Raw genomic sequence first — 14,367 nt, forward strand, 5'->3', positions numbered from 1 at the left:
CGGGTTTTTCGGGAGATCCATCGCATGGTCTATCGTGCCAGCATCGACGGGACGAGCTGGAGCTTCGCCGACCTCAAGGAGCTCATGGCCAAAGCATCGCCCCAGCGCTCGGGCGACGAGCTTGCCGGCATTGCCGCCAACTCGGCAATGGAACGCGTGGCGGCGCAATGTGCCCTGGCTGACCTCCCGCTCGCCCGCTTCCTCGAGGAGGCCCTGATCCCCTACGAGAAAGACGAGGTCACGCGTCTGATCCAGGACAGTCACGACAAGACAGCGTTTGCACCCATCAGCCACCTCACGGTGGGCGGCTTTCGCGAGTGGCTGCTCTCGGCCAAGGCCACGCCAGCAGCGCTCACGGCCCTGGCGCCGGGCCTGACGCCCGAGATGGTGGCTGCCACCTCGAAGATCATGCGGTTGCAGGACCTGATCGCCGTCGGTGCCAAGACCAGGGTGGTTACGGCCTTTCGCGACACGCTGGGCCTTGAGGGCCGGCTGGCCAGCCGGCTGCAGCCCAATCATCCGACCGACGATTCGCGCGGCATCGCCGCCAGTACGATCGACGGACTCCTCATGGGCACCGGCGATGCCGTGATCGGCGTCAATCCGGTGACCGACGCGACCGAGGATTATGTGCGGATTTGCCATCTCCTGGACGATATCCGCACGCGGCTGGACATCCCCACCCAGACCTGCGTGCTGGGCCATGTGACAACGGCGATCCAGGCGATCGAGCGGGGTGCGCCCGTCGATCTCGTCTTCCAGTCGGTCGCAGGATCGGAAAAGGCCAATGAAGGCTTTGGCATCACGCTCGGGCTCCTGGAAGAGGCGCGGGCAGCGGCCCTGGCCCTCAAGCGCGGTACGGTCGGCCAGAACGTCATGTATTTCGAAACCGGCCAGGGCAGTGCCTTGTCCGCCGACGCGCATTGGGGCGTCGACCAGGTGACGATGGAGGCCAGGGCCCACGCGGTGGCCAGGCGCTTTTCACCCCTTATCGTCAACACTGTCGTGGGCTTCATCGGCCCGGAATATCTCTATAACGGCAAGCAGATCATCCGGGCCGGCCTCGAGGATCATTTCTGCGGCAAGCTCCTGGGCGTGCCCATGGGGGTGGATGTCTGCTACACGAACCATGCCGATGCCGACCAGGACGACATGGACGCGCTCCTCACCCTCCTGGTCACGGCGGGCGTCACCTTCGTCATCGCCGTGCCCGGTGCCGACGACATCATGCTGAACTATCAAAGCCTCGCCCATCACGACATGCTCTATATCCGCGAGGTGACCGGCAGGCGCGCGGCCCCCGAGTTCGAGGCCTGGCTCGATCGCGTGGGGCTCACCGACGAGCAGCGCCGCCTGCGCCCGGCGCCGGATCCCGTCCTGTTCGCGCCGGCCCTAGCCTATCTGGGCGAGGCCGCATGAGCGAGAAGAACGAGGTCCCCACGCTGATTCCGCCGCTTGAGGGTCTTGCCCGCCTGAGGCAGTTCACGGCTGCCCGCATCGGTCTCGGCCGGGCGGGCATCGGGTTGCCGACAGCAGCCCATCTGCGCTTTGCCGCCGATCATGCGCGTGCCAAGGATGCCGTTTATTCAAGCCTCGACACGAAACCCCTGGCCGGCGGCCTGAAACGGCTGGGCCTCAAAGTGGGGTTCGTACGCAGTGCCGCCCGCGACCGCGACGAATATCTAAGGCGCCCCGATCTCGGCCGGCGGCTCGACGAGGAAGCAAGCCTGGCCAATCTGCCGCCCTCGGACGTGGTCCTCGTCGTCGCCGACGGGCTCTCGGCAGCGGCGGTCGATGCCAATCTTCTGCCGCTGGCCGATGTGCTGGTGCCCCAGCTTCGCGCGCGCGGCATCGAGATCGAGACGGCCGTCTTCGTCGAGCAGGGCCGCGTCGCCGCCGGCGATCCGATCGGCCAGGCCCTCAAGGCGCGGCTGGTCATCCTCCTGATCGGCGAGCGCCCCGGCCTCTCCTCAGCCGATTCAATGGGCTGCTACATGACCTTCGCGCCCAAGCCCGGCACGCCGGACTCGCGCCGCAACTGCATCTCCAACATCCGCCTAGGCGGCCTCCTGCCGCGCCTGGCCGCCGACCAGATCGCCTGGCTGGCGGCCGAGGCCCTGCGTCGGGAGGTCAGCGGCACGTCGCTCAAGGCGGACCCGACGCGCGCTATCGAGGGTAAGAGCGGATGAGGCGCAGACCGGCGTCACCGGCGAAAGACCCGATCGAAGATGGTGCCCACATGCTTGGTATGGACGCCCATGTCGAAGAGGGCCTCGAGACGCGCCTGATTCAGCTTCGCCGTCACGTCCGGATCGGCCTTCAGGAGCTCGAGCAGCGGCTGACCCTCGTGCCAGGCGCGCATCGCGTTCTTCTGTACGAGCTCATAGGCCTTCTGGCGCGGCATGTCGGCCTCGATCAGGGCCAGGAGCACGCGCTGCGAGAAGACCAGCCCGAAAGTCGCATCCAGATTTTGCCGCATGCGCTCGGGATAGACGACGAGCTTGTCCATCATCGAGGTCAGTCGAAAGAGCGCGAAATCCACGAGGATGCATGCATCGGGCAGCATCACCCGCTCGACCGAGCTGTGCGAGATGTCGCGCTCGTGCCAGAGCGCCACGTTCTCCAGGGCAGGAACGACCGCCGCCCGGATGATGCGGGCCAGGCCTGTCAGGTTCTCCGAGAGGACCGGGTTGCGCTTATGCGGCATGGCCGAGCTGCCCTTCTGGCCCGGCGAGAAATATTCCTCGACCTCGCGCACCTCGGTGCGCTGGAGATGCCGGATCTCGGTCGCCAGCCGCTCGATCGAGCTGGCGATGACGCCAAGCGTGCTCGTGAACATCGCATGCCGGTCGCGCGGGATGACCTGGGTCGAGACCGGCTCGGGTGTCAGGCCGAATCGGGCCGCCACCATCTCCTCGACGCGCGGGTCGATATTGGCGAAGGTGCCGACCGCGCCCGAGACGGCGCAGGTGGCGATCTCGGCCCGGGCAAGCCGCAGCCTTTGCAAGTTGCGGGCGAACTCGGCGTGATAGCCCGCGAGCTTCAGCCCGAACGTGACCGGCTCGGCATGGATGCCGTGGCTGCGGCCGATCGTCAGCGTCTCCTTATGCTCGAGAGCACGGCGCTCAAGGACCGTGAGCAGCTTCTCGAGGTCCGCCAGCATGAGATCCGACGCACGCGCGAGCTGGATCGCCAGCGTCGTGTCCAAAAGGTCCGAGGACGTCATGCCCACATGGAGATGGCGCGCCTCGATGCCGCAGATCTCCTCCACATGGGTAAGGAAGGCGATGACGTCGTGTTTGGTAACGAGCTCGATCTCCTCCACGCGCGCCGGGTTCAAGAGTTTCTCGCGCTCGGCATCAGCACGGCGGCGCAGCGTCGCAACCTCGTCCTTCGGCAGCTGGCCAAGGTCCGCCATCGCCTCGGCGACCGCGAGCTCGACATCGAGGAAGATGCCAAGCTTGCTCCTGCCATCGAAGATCGCCGTCATTTCGGGGCGACTATAGCGGCTGATCATCGGTGGAACTCCTCAAGGACGTGGCATGCCGGCCTTCGCCGCCGGCGGCGCCCTACCTATCGCGGGAGATGCGCGCAGGCCAGCCCGATCGCGCAAAGTGGCAAAAGGCGAACTTCCGCGCCTCTTGCAAGTTGATGAGCAGAGACCCGGTCGTGATCCTCAAATCGCGACCTTTCCATGCTAAGCAGGACGACCATCTCTCAGCCATCGGCACGAGGTAGAGCGCATGCACATGACGCCCACGACCGAGGAAGCCGTCTTGAAGGCCAAGACCGTCGTCGACGATCTCATCGCCGAGCGCGCTCCACGCCTGTCACAAACGCGGCTGGGCCGCCTTCTCCTGACCCGGTTCCTGCACCCTCTTCTCGACTATCCCAAGGCCGTGGAAGCTCTGGCCGCCGTGCAACACAAAGGAGGGCACGCCATCTTCGCCCATGCGGCGGAGATGCTGCGCCAGCGCCTCGTGGTCAGCGGCCTTGAGCATCTCCCGGCCAGCGGCCCCGTCATCATCGTCTCGAATCACCCGACCGGGCTGGCCGACGGCATCGCGCTCCGCAAGGCCCTGGGCGATGTACGGCCGGATCTCTGGTTTCTCGCCAATGCCGACGCACTCAGGCTAAATCCCCGGCTGGATGAGATCATAGTCCCGGTTGAATGGGTGCGTGACAAGCGCAGCCACGCCAAGACGCGCGCCATGCTGGCGGCCACGGCGCAGGTCATCCGACGCGACCAGGCCCTCATCATCTTCCCCTCGGGCCGCCTCAGCTACATGACCTGGCGCGGCCTGACAGAACGACCCTGGCAGCCCACCGTCATTGCCCTGGCCCGCAAGTTCGGCGTCCCGATCGTCCCTGTCCGCATGCTGGCCCGCAATTCCGCGATCTTCTATCTCTTCTCGCAGATCAGCACCGAGTTGCGCGACATCACCCTTTTCCACGAGCTCCTCAACAAGCGCGACCGGCTGTTCCAGATCGAGCTTGCCCCGGCGATCCGCCCGGAGGAGCTGCCGCGCGATCCCCTCCAGGCGGCTCGCCGCCTGCAGCGCTACGTGGAGAGCGGCATGCGCGACCGCTCGATCCTAGAGGCGCGGCCCGCGCCGGGCGAGCGCCTGGGCATGGCCGCGGCGCGGAGCCTGCCGACCTTCTGACGATGCCATTCTCCGGCAAGGCTGCGCTGCAAGGAGGCAGATTGCGGCGGGAGGCCGTGCGGGCCTAAGACGTCCTACGCCTCGCAGCCCTGGACCTCTCAACGTGCCACCATCGAATCGTCCCAGCACGCCGCATTTCAGTTCCGGCCCGACCGCCAAGCTGCCCGGCTGGTCGCTCGACATGCTCAAGCACGCCCTGCTCGGCCGCTCGCATCGCTCGAGCGAGGGCCGGGCAAAGCTGCAGGCGGTGATCGAGCATAGCCGGGAGATCCTGCAGATCCCGGCGGATTATCGCATCGCCATCATGCCGGGCTCCGATACCGGCGCTTTCGAGGCGGCGATGTGGTCGCTGCTCGGCCCCCGCGGCGTCGATGTCCTGGTCCACGATGCCTTCGGCCAGGGCTGGCTCGCCGACATACGCGATCACCTGAAGCTGGCCGATGTCCGGGCTCACGAGGCACCCTGGGGCCGCCTGCCCGATCTTGGCGCCGTCGATCCCGAGCGCGACATCGTCTTTTGCTGGAACGGCACCACCTCGGGCGTGCGCATTCCCGACGGCGATTGGATCGCGCCGGATCGCGCCGGGCTGACATTCTGCGACGCGACCTCGGCGGTCTTCGCCATGCCGCTCCCCTGGGACAGGCTGGATGTGGTGACTTGGTCCTGGCAAAAAGTGCTGGGCGGCGAGGCGCAGCATGGCATGCTGGCTCTCAGCCCCCGTGCGGCCGCCCGCCTCGAGAGCTATACGCCGCCCTGGCCCTTGCCCAAGATTTTCCGCCTGACGGCCAAGGGCAAGCTGAACGAAGCCATTTTCAAGGGCGACACGATCAACACGCCTTCCATGCTGGCGGTGGAAGACGCCCTGGTCGGGCTCGAATGGGCGGCCGGCATGGGTGGTGTTAGCGGCATTGCCGCCCGCGCGGAACTCAATCTCGACACGGTCGAGGAATGGGTGGCAAGGACTCCTTGGGTCGATTTCCTCGCCCACGACCCCGCCTTCCGCTCGCCGACCTCGGTCTGCCTGGAGATTATCGATCCCGCCTTCAGGCAACACGCCCCGGCGACACAGGAAGCCTGTATCGCCATCCTCGTCCGCCTGCTAGCGGAAGCCGAGGTGGCCTTCGATATCAAGAGCTATCGTGGAGCACCCTTGGGCCTGCGTCTCTGGTGTGGGGCAACCATCGACCATGCCGACATCGTGGCCCTCCTGCCCTGGCTGGACTGGGCGTTCGCGGAGGCGATGCGTACGGTGAGCGAGGCCGAGGAGCCCTAGGCGGGCTTGGCCCTGCCCTTGGCGGTGTCACTGGGCCTGCCTTCGCCGCGCGGGTCGCGGCCGGTCTTGCCATAAGACTCCTGGTAGGGCTGCTCACGCGGCTGTTGCTGGTCCTTTTGACCGGTCGCGTGCGTCTTCGGCTCTTTTTCCGGGTCGGTCGGCTGGATGGGACGCTCGGTTGTCATCGCGCTTGTTCCTTTACTCTCGAAAGAATCAAACGCCCCGCCTGGCATCCCGTTCCGCGCTCAGGCCGCCAGCGCCATCCGGCCCTCCTCCACCGCATGGCAGGCGACCAGCCGCCCATCCTGCCGGATCAGTTCGGGACGCTCCTGGCGGCAGCGATCATTGGCCAGAGGGCAGCGCGGGTGGAAGGCGCAGCCGGCGGGCGGATTGAGCGGCGATGGCAATTCGCCGGGAATGCGCAGGCGCGCCCGGCGATGCGCCGGATCGGCCACGGGACTACTGGCCAGCAAGGCCCGGGTATAAGGATGCAAAGGCTGGCGATAGATCGCCTCGCGCGGTCCATGCTCGACGGCGCGGCCGAGATACATGACCAGCACCTCCTCCGCCAGATGCCGGACGACCGAGAGGTTATGCGAGATGAAGAGATAAGCAAGGTTGAACTCGCGCTGCAGCTCGACCAGGAGGTTGAGAACCTGCGCCTGAATCGAGAGATCGAGGGCCGAGACCGGCTCGTCCAGGACGATGATGCGGGGCCGCAGCATCAAGGCGCGGGCGATGGCGATGCGCTGGCGCTGCCCGCCCGAGAACATATGCGGATAGCGCAAGGCATGCTCGGGGCGCAGCCCGACCCGCGCCATCATCGAGAGCGCCGCCGCCCGCCGCTCGGCAGCCGTCATCGCGGTATTGATGACAAGCGGTTCTTCCAGGATCGAGCGGATCTTGGCGCGCGGGTTCAGCGATGCGTAGGGATTTTGGAAGACGATCTGCACTTTCTGGCGCAGCTGCCGCTTCTCGGCCCGGTCGGCAGCGACGGGATCGCTGCCCTCGATGAGCAGTCTGCCGCCGGTCGGGCGCTCGATCATGGTCAGGATGCGGGCGAGCGTGCTCTTGCCGCAGCCGGACTCGCCCACGACCGCCAGCGTGCGTCCGGGCGCCAGGTCAAAGCTGACGCCGCGCAACGCCTGCAGGCCGAACCCGGCGCGCATCAGGCCGCCGCCCACGAGATAGGATTGTGCAAGATCGCGGGCAGAGAGGATCGGGGCATCGCTCATGCCGCCACCTCGTCGGCACGCGGCACGGGCCGCCCCGCATGCAGCGGGAAATGGCAGCGGACCCGCTGGGGTGTCGGGTCGTGCGGGTCGGCCGCGAAAGCCGGCACGACCCTATCGCAGACCGGCTGGCGAAAGCGGCAGCGCGGGGCGAAGAGGCAGCCATCCGGCCGATCGGCCACGCCAGGTACCAGGCCCGGTATGGTCGGCAGGAGATCGCCCCGCGCCCGCTCCGGCAAGGCTTCCAGCAGAGCCGAGGTATAAGGATGGCGCGGATCGGCGAAGAGAGCCTCGACCTCGCGGCCCTCCATCTGCTGGCCGGCATATTGCACGATGACGCGCGAGGCGGTCTCGGCCACGACTCCCATGTCGTGGGTGATGAGCACGAGGCTCATGCCCTGCTCGGCCTGCAAGGCCGCCAGGAGATCGAGGATCTGCGCCTGGATGGTGACATCCAGTGCCGTCGTCGGCTCATCGGCGATGAGGAGCTTCGGCCGGCAGGCGATCGCCATGGCGATCATGACCCTTTGGCTCATACCGCCTGAGAGCTGATGCGGATAGGCGTCAAGGCGCGCCTCGGGCGACGGGATGCCGACATCGCGCAAGAGCTCGATGGCACGGGCGCGAAGAGCGCGGCGCGAGCCGCCCTCATGCACCTTCATGCCCTCGATGAGCTGCCAGCCCACCTTGAAGCAGGGATTGAGCGAGGTCATGGGGTCCTGGAAGATCATGGCCATCTCACGGCCGATCAGCCTCCGGCGACGCCGGCCGGAGAGAAGGCGCAGATCCTGGCCCATAAAGGAGAGCCGATCGGCGGTGATCCTGGCCTGCCACGGCAGAAGCCCCATGAGGGCCAGCATGGCCACACTCTTGCCCGAGCCCGATTCGCCGACGATGCCGACGATCTCGCCCGGCCGCACGGCAAGATCGAAGCCGTCGACGGCGCGAAGGGTGCCGGCTGCCGTCGCGAACTGCACCGAAAGATTGACGATCTCCAAAAGCGGCTCGGTCATCTCAGCTCCGCTTCAGCTTGGGGTCGAGCGCGTCACGCAGGCCATCCCCCAGAAGGTTGAAGGCCAAGACGGTCAGGAGAATGGCAAGGCCGGGAAAGGTCACGACCCACCAGGCGCGCAGCACGAACTCGCGCGAATCGGCCAGCATTGTCCCCCATTCCGAGGCGGGCGGCTGGGCGCCCAGGCCGAGGAAGCCGAGGGCTGCCGTGTTCAAGATGGCATCGGAGAAGCCGAGGCTCGCCTGGACGATCAAGGGGGCGGCACAATTGGGCAGGATGACCATGAACATCAGCCGGAGATGGCCGGCGCCGACCACCTGGCTGGCGACCACATAGTCGCGCCGGATCTCGGCAAGGACGGCTGCCCTGGTCAGCCGCGTGTAGCCGGGCAGGCTGACCAAAGCCACGGCGATCATGGCGTTGATGAGGCCCGGACCCAGGATCGCCACGACGACGATCGCCAAAAGCAGGGCTGGAATGGACATGAGGATATCCATGAGACGCAGGATGATCGTCTCGACGATACCGCCCGCATAGCCGGCCAGCAGGCCGAGCACCACGCCCAGGCAAAGCGAGAGCGAAACCACGATCGAGCCGATCAGCAGCGAGTAGCGGGCACCGAAGACGAGGCGCGAGAGAATATCGCGGCCGACCGCGTCGGTGCCCAGCAAGAAGCTCCCCGAGCCGCCCGCCTGCCAGACCGGTGGGCTCAAGATATGGTCGCGGAATTGCTCGGCCGGATCGTGGGGCGCGACGAACCCCGCCAAAATCGAGCCCAGGAAAAGGAGGGCGATCAGGACGAGGCCGGCCACCGCACCGCCATTGGCGCTGAAATAATGCCAGAACTCGGCAAGCGGCCCGGGGGGGCGGCCCTTGCCGGCCAGGGTATCGTCGGGCAACTCGGCTGCGGCCATGGGTCAGCCTCCGTGGCGGATGCGCGGATTGACCAGGCCGTAGAGGAGGTCGATCGCGAGATTGACGAGCATGACGGTGACGGCGATCAAAAGGAGGCCGCCTTGCACCGCCGGATAATCGCGCCGGCCGATGGCCTCGATCAGCCATTTGCCGATTCCGGGCCAGGCGAAGATAGTCTCCGTCAGGATGGCACCCGAGAAGAGCGTGCCCAGTTGCAGCCCGATCACCGTGATGACGGGAATGAGCGCGTTGCGGAGCGCGTGCAGGCCGACGACGCGCAGCGGCGAGAGGCCCTTGGCGCGCGCCGTCCGGACATAGTCCTCGCTCAGCACCTCGAGCATGGCCGAGCGCGTCTGCCGGGCGATGATTGCCATGGGGATGGTGGCGAGAGCGATGGCCGGCAGGGCCAGATGTGAGAGGGCCGAGAGGAAGGCGTCCACCGGCTCGTCAGAAAGCAGACTGTCGATCAGCATGAAGCCGGTCGGCTGGTCGAAATAATAAAGGAGGTCGATCCGGCCGGAGACGGGCGTCCAGCCGAGCATGCCGGAAAAGACGATGATCAGGAGCAGCGCCCACCAGAAGATCGGCATCGAATAACCCGTGAGCGAGGCCCCCATGACCAGATGGTCGAGGGGTGTTCCCCGCTTGACGGCCGCCAGGATGCCGGCTGGCAGACCGACCAGGATCGCCAGGAGCATGGCCGCGAGCGACAATTCGACGGTGGCCGGAAAGAGCGAGAGGAACTCGGTCAGGACCGGCTGTTTCGTTACCACCGACTGGCCGAGATTGCCGCTCAGCACATGACCGAGAAAGATGCCATATTGCACGACGAGGGGGCGATCGAGCCCATATTGCGTCATGAGCATCGCATGGCGCGCGGGGTCGACGCCGCGCTCGCCCGCCATCATTTCAATGGGATCGCCCGGCACGAGGCGGATCAGGATGAAGGCCACGAAGGTGACGCCAAGGAACGTCGGAACAAGAATGGCAAGGCGCCGGACGATGAAGCTTAGCATGAAAGACCCACTTGAAGCCCTGACCGGCGATCCGCTCATGCGCCGGCCGATCGGCAAGATCAAACTCTTTCCATACTTGATCTGTTCCGCAAGACGAAAGATCGGCACGCTCTGCCTGGCGGCACTCACGCTCGCAGCCTGCGCCGGCAGCCCGGACGTCTTGCTGGGACCGGGGGCCGATGCGCAGGCCGGCGGACGGGCCCTCCTGACGGCCGCCGCCAACGGCCCGGTGCCGATGCTCGTCGACCGCATGCCAGCTACCGACGATGCCGTCCTGACCGAGGACGAACTGGCCGGCTGGGCAGCCGACGGCGTCCGGAACTGGACGCGCGTCACCTTCAAGCCGTCGAGCAATGCCAGCGGCGGGACGCGTCTCGTCCTGCGCTTCACCGAGCTCGAAGCCTTCTCGCCGAACGATGCGTGCCGCGAGCCGGGCGGCGCATCTGTCGGCCATGAGCGCCGGCCACCCAGGCTTTGGGCCTATCTTTGCGAGGGGGACCAAGCCCTTTCCAGCACGACCGGCACCGCTGCCGGCAGCGACGCGCAATCGCTGCATCGCGTCGTGCTTGCCGTCACGCGACGGCTTGTGCCGGGCGACGATTATGGCCGCGGCCCTCCCGGCATCGGCATGTTCGGTGGCGTCGGCTTCGGTGCCGGCAGTGGCGGCTGGAGCGGGAGCGGCGTCGGCATCGGACTGGGTTTTTGAGCTGGATGTGAAGTGGCTCCAGGCAAGGGGGCCGGATTGGCTCTTCTGCGCAGCGGTTGGCGGCAACAGAATGGGTTTTGTCCTCTTTGCCTGGATGAATATCATGAGCGAGACCGCCTTTCCGATCAGCGATCGCAATCGCCTGAAGCGAGCCCATGAGCGCGGCAGCTATGATCACGCCACCGTCTTTGCGATCCTCGATTCACAGATGCTCTGCCACGTCGCCTACGTGATCGACGGCCAGCCCTACTGCACACCCACCCTTTTCTGGCGCGAGGGCCAGACCCTCTACTGGCATGGCTCCTCGGCCAGCCGCATGCTGCGTCATCTAAGGGTCGGCACGCCCACCTGCCTCACCGTGGCGCAATTGGACGGCCTCGTCCTGGCCCGCTCGGGCTTCAACCATTCGGCGAACTACCGCTCGGCGATGTGCTTTGGCACCGCCCGGCTGGTCGAGGACATGGCTTTGAAAGAGCATGCCCTCCTGGCCGTGGTCGACCGCTTCTATCCCAACCGCTCGGCCGCCCTTCGCGCGATGACGGCGCAGGAGATCAAGGCCACCAGCGTTATCGCCATGCCGATCGAGCAGGCCTCGGCCAAGGTCCGCGCCAAGAATGTCGGCGACGACGAGGTCGACGGCCAGCATCCGGTGTGGGCGGGTGTCCTGCCGGTCTCGACCATCGTCGGTGCCGAACAGCCGAGCCCCGCCCTCCTGGCCGGGCTGGAGCGTCCGACCAATCTCGATGCCTACGCGCCGGGACGTCGGCTGGACGAGGTGCTGATCGAGATGCAGGCCGCCTACGAGGACGCGCATTAGCCCGACGGGCGGCCTGACGGTGGGGGGCTTAACCCTCCACCTTTCGCCTCACTCGATGTCGACGCCGTAGAAGAGGTGCTTGCCGAACGGATCGACCTTGTAGTTCTTGACCCGGTTGGAGATCGGATCGTTCGTCACGGCGTTGGCGATCGGAACCCAGGGGGCCTCCTTCTGGAAGACTTGCTGGGCTGCCTTATAAAGCTTCACGCGCTCCGTCTGATCGGTGATCGACTTTGCCTTCTTGATGTCACCGTCGAAATCCTGGTCGCACCAGCGCGACCGATTGGTGGAACCGACGGCGTCGCAGCCAAGCAGCACGCCCAGGAAATTGTCCGGATCGGCGATGTCGGCCGTCCAGCCCATCATGAAGGTCTGCGGCTCGCCCGCCTGCGTGCGCTTGAGATATTCGCCCCACTCATAGGAGACGATCCTGGCATCGACGCCAACGGCCTTCCAGTCGGCCTGAACGAGTTCGGCCATGCGCTTGGCGTTGGGATTATAGGGCCTGGAGACCGGCATGGCCCAGAGATCCGTCTCCAGGTTCGTGACCCCTGCCTCCTTGAGGAGGGCCTTGGCCTTCTCGGGATCGTAGGGATAGCCCTGCAGGCTGTCGTCATAGCCCCAAAGCGTCGGCGGCAGCGGCCCGTTGGCGGCAGCGCCGGCACCTTGGTAGACCGCATCGATGATGGCCTTCTTGTTGATGGCGAGACTGAGTGCCTGGCGCACCCGCACATCGCCGAACGGCTTCTTCTCGGTATTAAAGCCGATATAGCCGATATTGAGGCCCGCCTGGCTCATGAGCGTGACCGACTTGTCCGCCTTGATGGCGTCAAGATCGGCCGGATTGGGATAGCTCATGACCTGGCACTCATTGGCCTTGAGCTTTTGCCAGCGCACCGAGGCATCGGGCGTGATGGCGAAGATCAGATTGTCGAGCGCCGCCTTGCCGCCCCAGTAATCGGGATTGGCGCGATAGCGGATCACCGCATCCTTCTGGTAGGCGACCAGTTGGAACGGCCCGGTACCGACCGGGTCCTGGTCGACCTTGTCGGGCGTGCCGGCCTTTTGCATCTGGTCGGCATATTCCTTGGAGAGAATGGACATGAAGTCCATCGATGTGATCGGCAGGAAGGTCGCATCAGCACTCTTAAGGGTGAAGCGCACGGTCATGTCGTCGACCTTCTCGACCTTGTCCAGGATCGAGGAAAGGCCGCTGCCCTCGTAATATTCGTAAGAGCCGCCGCCCACCATGTGATAGGGGCTGTTCTTGTCCGCCATCCGCTCGACGGAGAAGACGACGTCGTCGGCGTTGAAGCCGCGCGTGGGCTTGAAGGTCTTGGTCGTGTGGAACTTCACGCCCGGGCGAAGATGGAAGGTATAAACCTTGCCATCCGCCGACACATCGACGCCAGTCGCCAGCGAGGGCTCGATCTCGGTCGTGCCGCGAACCGCGTTGAAGAGTCGGTCATAGAGCGGCTGCGAGCTGGCATCGAAGGTCGTGCCCGCTGTGAACATCTGCGGATTGAAGCCCTCGGGGCTGCCTTCGGAGCAATAGACCAGCGTCTTGGCCGCCATGGCTGGGGTGACCAGACCGGCCCCCAGCATCAGGCAGGACGCCATGAGCGCCCTGTTCAGATGATGTCGATATCGCCTCATCGCACGCGCTCCTTTTGATTTCTTCCCGGCCCCCGGGGCCGCCTCCCTGACCATGGGGCTCAAGCAAGAGCCTGCGTCCAGTAAAACCTGCCGCCAAAGGGCCGCCTCAAGGCAGATGCGATTTCGCCATCATCATGTGGCAACCTTTGACCTGGTCGACCGTCTGCGTCACCCGCAGATCGCCCGCCAGCGAGCAGAGCATGTAGGCCTCCTCGGGCGAGAGCTTCGATCGCTTTGTGATCTCCTTGACCATCCGGCGCACGGCATCGGCGGCGGCATCGTCCAGATCCTCGTTCAGGCCGATGCTGATCAGATGCGTCTCGTTCTCAGCAAAGGGTGCATCGAAGCTCAGATCCTTGCGCACGGTGAGCCTGAAGGTGCCCGAGAGCGCCGTCTCCAGAGCGGTGATGCAGACCTCGCCATCGCCCTGCACGCCATGCCCGTCGCCGGCCATGAAGTTAGCGCCCTCGACGAAAACCGGCAGATAGAGGGTCGTGCCGGGCCTCAACTCCTTGTTGTCCATGTTGCCGCCAAAGGCGCGCGGCTGGGTCGTCGCCACCCTGCCCCAGTGCTTGGGTGGCGAGGTGGCAATGATGCCAAAGAAGGGATCGAGCTTCAGCTCCTTGCCCCAGGGCAGCGAGCAAAAGCCGCGCTGCCGGTCGATGTGAGGACGAATCGTCATGGGCGTGTCAAACTCGGGCAGCGTGCCCAGGAGCGGAATGATCGAGGTAAAACCCCAGTCGATGAGGAATTGATGGTCCAGGATGTCGACCTGCAGGACATCGCCCGGCATGGCCCCCTCGACCGCGACCGGCCCGGTCACGAAATGGGCACCCCGCTCGTTCTTGAGCTCGTCCAACGCCCGGCGATGCAAAGGATGAATAAGCGCGGGATCAGAGGGGAGACATTCCTCACCGCCTGCCGGCCAGCTCGACACCGTGACCGTGTCGCCCGACTTCACCTTCAAGACGGGCTCGAGGGTGGCGTCGAAATAGCCCCACACCATCATTTCGGGCTCGGGCGGAACGACGTGATGCGTACTCAATGCAATCTCCAAAAACACGGGGCCGCCTGAA

The 14,367-nt window shown here is 65.7% G+C and carries 14 protein-coding genes; 6 read left to right on the top strand and 8 right to left on the bottom strand.

Features of this window, described 5'->3' with window-relative positions; translation table 11 throughout:
* Nucleotides 1-24 precede the first annotated feature (24 nt).
* Together CFB17_RS07065 and eutC are read left to right on the top strand one after the other, a co-directional pair.
* A complete protein-coding gene (locus CFB17_RS07065) occupies nucleotides 25-1,419 on the top strand; it encodes an ethanolamine ammonia-lyase subunit EutB (protein WP_088560707.1) in 1,395 nt (464 codons plus the stop codon).
* Entirely contained in the window at nucleotides 1,416-2,189 is a 774-nt protein-coding gene (gene eutC, locus CFB17_RS07070) for an ethanolamine ammonia-lyase subunit EutC (RefSeq protein ID WP_088560708.1), read from the top strand. Before CFB17_RS07065 ends, eutC begins: the two co-directional genes overlap by 4 nt.
* 14 nt (nucleotides 2,190-2,203) lie before the next feature.
* Here eutC and purB read toward each other — a convergent pair whose 3' ends face one another.
* On the bottom strand, nucleotides 2,204-3,517 hold the full coding sequence (purB, locus tag CFB17_RS07075; RefSeq protein WP_088560709.1) for an adenylosuccinate lyase: 1,314 nt from the start codon (nucleotides 3,515-3,517) through the stop codon (nucleotides 2,204-2,206).
* A 232-nt stretch (nucleotides 3,518-3,749) separates the two neighbouring features.
* Between purB and CFB17_RS07085 the strand changes: the two genes are divergently transcribed.
* Nucleotides 3,750-4,664 carry a 1-acyl-sn-glycerol-3-phosphate acyltransferase gene (locus CFB17_RS07085; protein ID WP_165769473.1) on the top strand — a complete coding sequence of 305 codons (915 nt, stop codon included), beginning with the start codon at nucleotides 3,750-3,752 and terminating at the stop codon, nucleotides 4,662-4,664.
* Between the two features lie 103 nt (nucleotides 4,665-4,767).
* Nucleotides 4,768-5,937, top strand: a complete 1,170-nt coding sequence (locus tag CFB17_RS07090) for a phosphoserine transaminase (protein WP_088560712.1) — start codon at nucleotides 4,768-4,770, stop codon at nucleotides 5,935-5,937.
* Here CFB17_RS07090 and CFB17_RS07095 read toward each other — a convergent pair.
* The 5 genes from CFB17_RS07095 to CFB17_RS07115 are packed head-to-tail and all read right to left on the bottom strand — an operon-like array spanning nucleotide 5,934 to nucleotide 10,112.
* Nucleotides 5,934-6,122, bottom strand: coding sequence for a hypothetical protein (locus CFB17_RS07095; protein WP_088560713.1), 189 nt, complete (start codon nucleotides 6,120-6,122; stop codon nucleotides 5,934-5,936). The genes CFB17_RS07090 and CFB17_RS07095 overlap by 4 nt on opposite strands.
* Nucleotides 6,123-6,182: 60 nt before the next feature.
* Complete coding sequence (locus CFB17_RS07100; protein ID WP_088560714.1) at nucleotides 6,183-7,172, bottom strand: dipeptide ABC transporter ATP-binding protein; 990 nt, start codon at nucleotides 7,170-7,172, stop codon at nucleotides 6,183-6,185.
* A complete protein-coding gene (locus CFB17_RS07105; protein ID WP_088560715.1) occupies nucleotides 7,169-8,182 on the bottom strand; it encodes an ABC transporter ATP-binding protein in 1,014 nt (337 codons plus the stop codon). Before CFB17_RS07105 ends, CFB17_RS07100 begins: the two co-directional genes overlap by 4 nt.
* A gap of 1 nt (nucleotide 8,183) precedes the next feature.
* Nucleotides 8,184-9,095 carry an ABC transporter permease subunit gene (locus CFB17_RS07110; protein WP_088560716.1) on the bottom strand — a complete coding sequence of 304 codons (912 nt, stop codon included), beginning with the start codon at nucleotides 9,093-9,095 and terminating at the stop codon, nucleotides 8,184-8,186.
* Between the two features lie 3 nt (nucleotides 9,096-9,098).
* Nucleotides 9,099-10,112, bottom strand: coding sequence for an ABC transporter permease (locus tag CFB17_RS07115; RefSeq protein ID WP_088560717.1), 1,014 nt, complete (start codon nucleotides 10,110-10,112; stop codon nucleotides 9,099-9,101).
* Here CFB17_RS07115 and CFB17_RS07120 point away from each other — a divergent pair.
* A complete protein-coding gene (locus tag CFB17_RS07120) occupies nucleotides 10,111-10,818 on the top strand; it encodes a hypothetical protein (RefSeq protein ID WP_088560718.1) in 708 nt (235 codons plus the stop codon). The two genes, CFB17_RS07115 and CFB17_RS07120, sit on opposite strands and share 2 nt — an antisense overlap.
* A gap of 103 nt (nucleotides 10,819-10,921) precedes the next feature.
* On the top strand, nucleotides 10,922-11,635 hold the full coding sequence (locus CFB17_RS07125; protein WP_088560938.1) for a pyridoxamine 5'-phosphate oxidase family protein: 714 nt from the start codon (nucleotides 10,922-10,924) through the stop codon (nucleotides 11,633-11,635).
* 48 nt (nucleotides 11,636-11,683) lie between these two features.
* On the opposite strand, the gene CFB17_RS07130 is transcribed toward CFB17_RS07125, so the two are convergent.
* Entirely contained in the window at nucleotides 11,684-13,291 is a 1,608-nt protein-coding gene (locus CFB17_RS07130; protein ID WP_407642390.1) for an ABC transporter substrate-binding protein, read from the bottom strand.
* A 106-nt stretch (nucleotides 13,292-13,397) separates the two neighbouring features.
* Nucleotides 13,398-14,336 (bottom strand): acetamidase/formamidase family protein, encoded by a 939-nt coding sequence (locus CFB17_RS07135; RefSeq protein ID WP_207761967.1) that lies wholly within the window; start codon nucleotides 14,334-14,336, stop codon nucleotides 13,398-13,400.
* Between the last annotated feature and the right edge of the window lie 31 nt (nucleotides 14,337-14,367).

The sequence above is a fragment of the Arboricoccus pini genome (assembly GCF_900187945.1).
Taxonomy (GTDB): domain Bacteria; phylum Pseudomonadota; class Alphaproteobacteria; order Geminicoccales; family Geminicoccaceae; genus Arboricoccus; species Arboricoccus pini.

Coding starts and splice junctions, on each gene's coding strand:
- CFB17_RS07065 (WP_088560707.1), top strand. CDS start 25: ATGGTCTATCGTGCCAGCATCGACGGGACGAGCTGGAGCTTCGCCGAC.
- eutC (WP_088560708.1), top strand. CDS start 1,416: ATGAGCGAGAAGAACGAGGTCCCCACGCTGATTCCGCCGCTTGAGGGT.
- purB (WP_088560709.1), bottom strand. CDS start 3,517: ATGATCAGCCGCTATAGTCGCCCCGAAATGACGGCGATCTTCGATGGC.
- CFB17_RS07085 (WP_165769473.1), top strand. CDS start 3,750: ATGACGCCCACGACCGAGGAAGCCGTCTTGAAGGCCAAGACCGTCGTC.
- CFB17_RS07095 (WP_088560713.1), bottom strand. CDS start 6,122: ATGACAACCGAGCGTCCCATCCAGCCGACCGACCCGGAAAAAGAGCCG.
- CFB17_RS07100 (WP_088560714.1), bottom strand. CDS start 7,172: ATGAGCGATGCCCCGATCCTCTCTGCCCGCGATCTTGCACAATCCTAT.
- CFB17_RS07105 (WP_088560715.1), bottom strand. CDS start 8,182: ATGACCGAGCCGCTTTTGGAGATCGTCAATCTTTCGGTGCAGTTCGCG.
- CFB17_RS07110 (WP_088560716.1), bottom strand. CDS start 9,095: ATGGCCGCAGCCGAGTTGCCCGACGATACCCTGGCCGGCAAGGGCCGC.
- CFB17_RS07120 (WP_088560718.1), top strand. CDS start 10,111: ATGAAAGACCCACTTGAAGCCCTGACCGGCGATCCGCTCATGCGCCGG.
- CFB17_RS07115 (WP_088560717.1), bottom strand. CDS start 10,112: ATGCTAAGCTTCATCGTCCGGCGCCTTGCCATTCTTGTTCCGACGTTC.
- CFB17_RS07125 (WP_088560938.1), top strand. CDS start 10,922: ATGAGCGAGACCGCCTTTCCGATCAGCGATCGCAATCGCCTGAAGCGA.
- CFB17_RS07130 (WP_407642390.1), bottom strand. CDS start 13,291: ATGAGGCGATATCGACATCATCTGAACAGGGCGCTCATGGCGTCCTGC.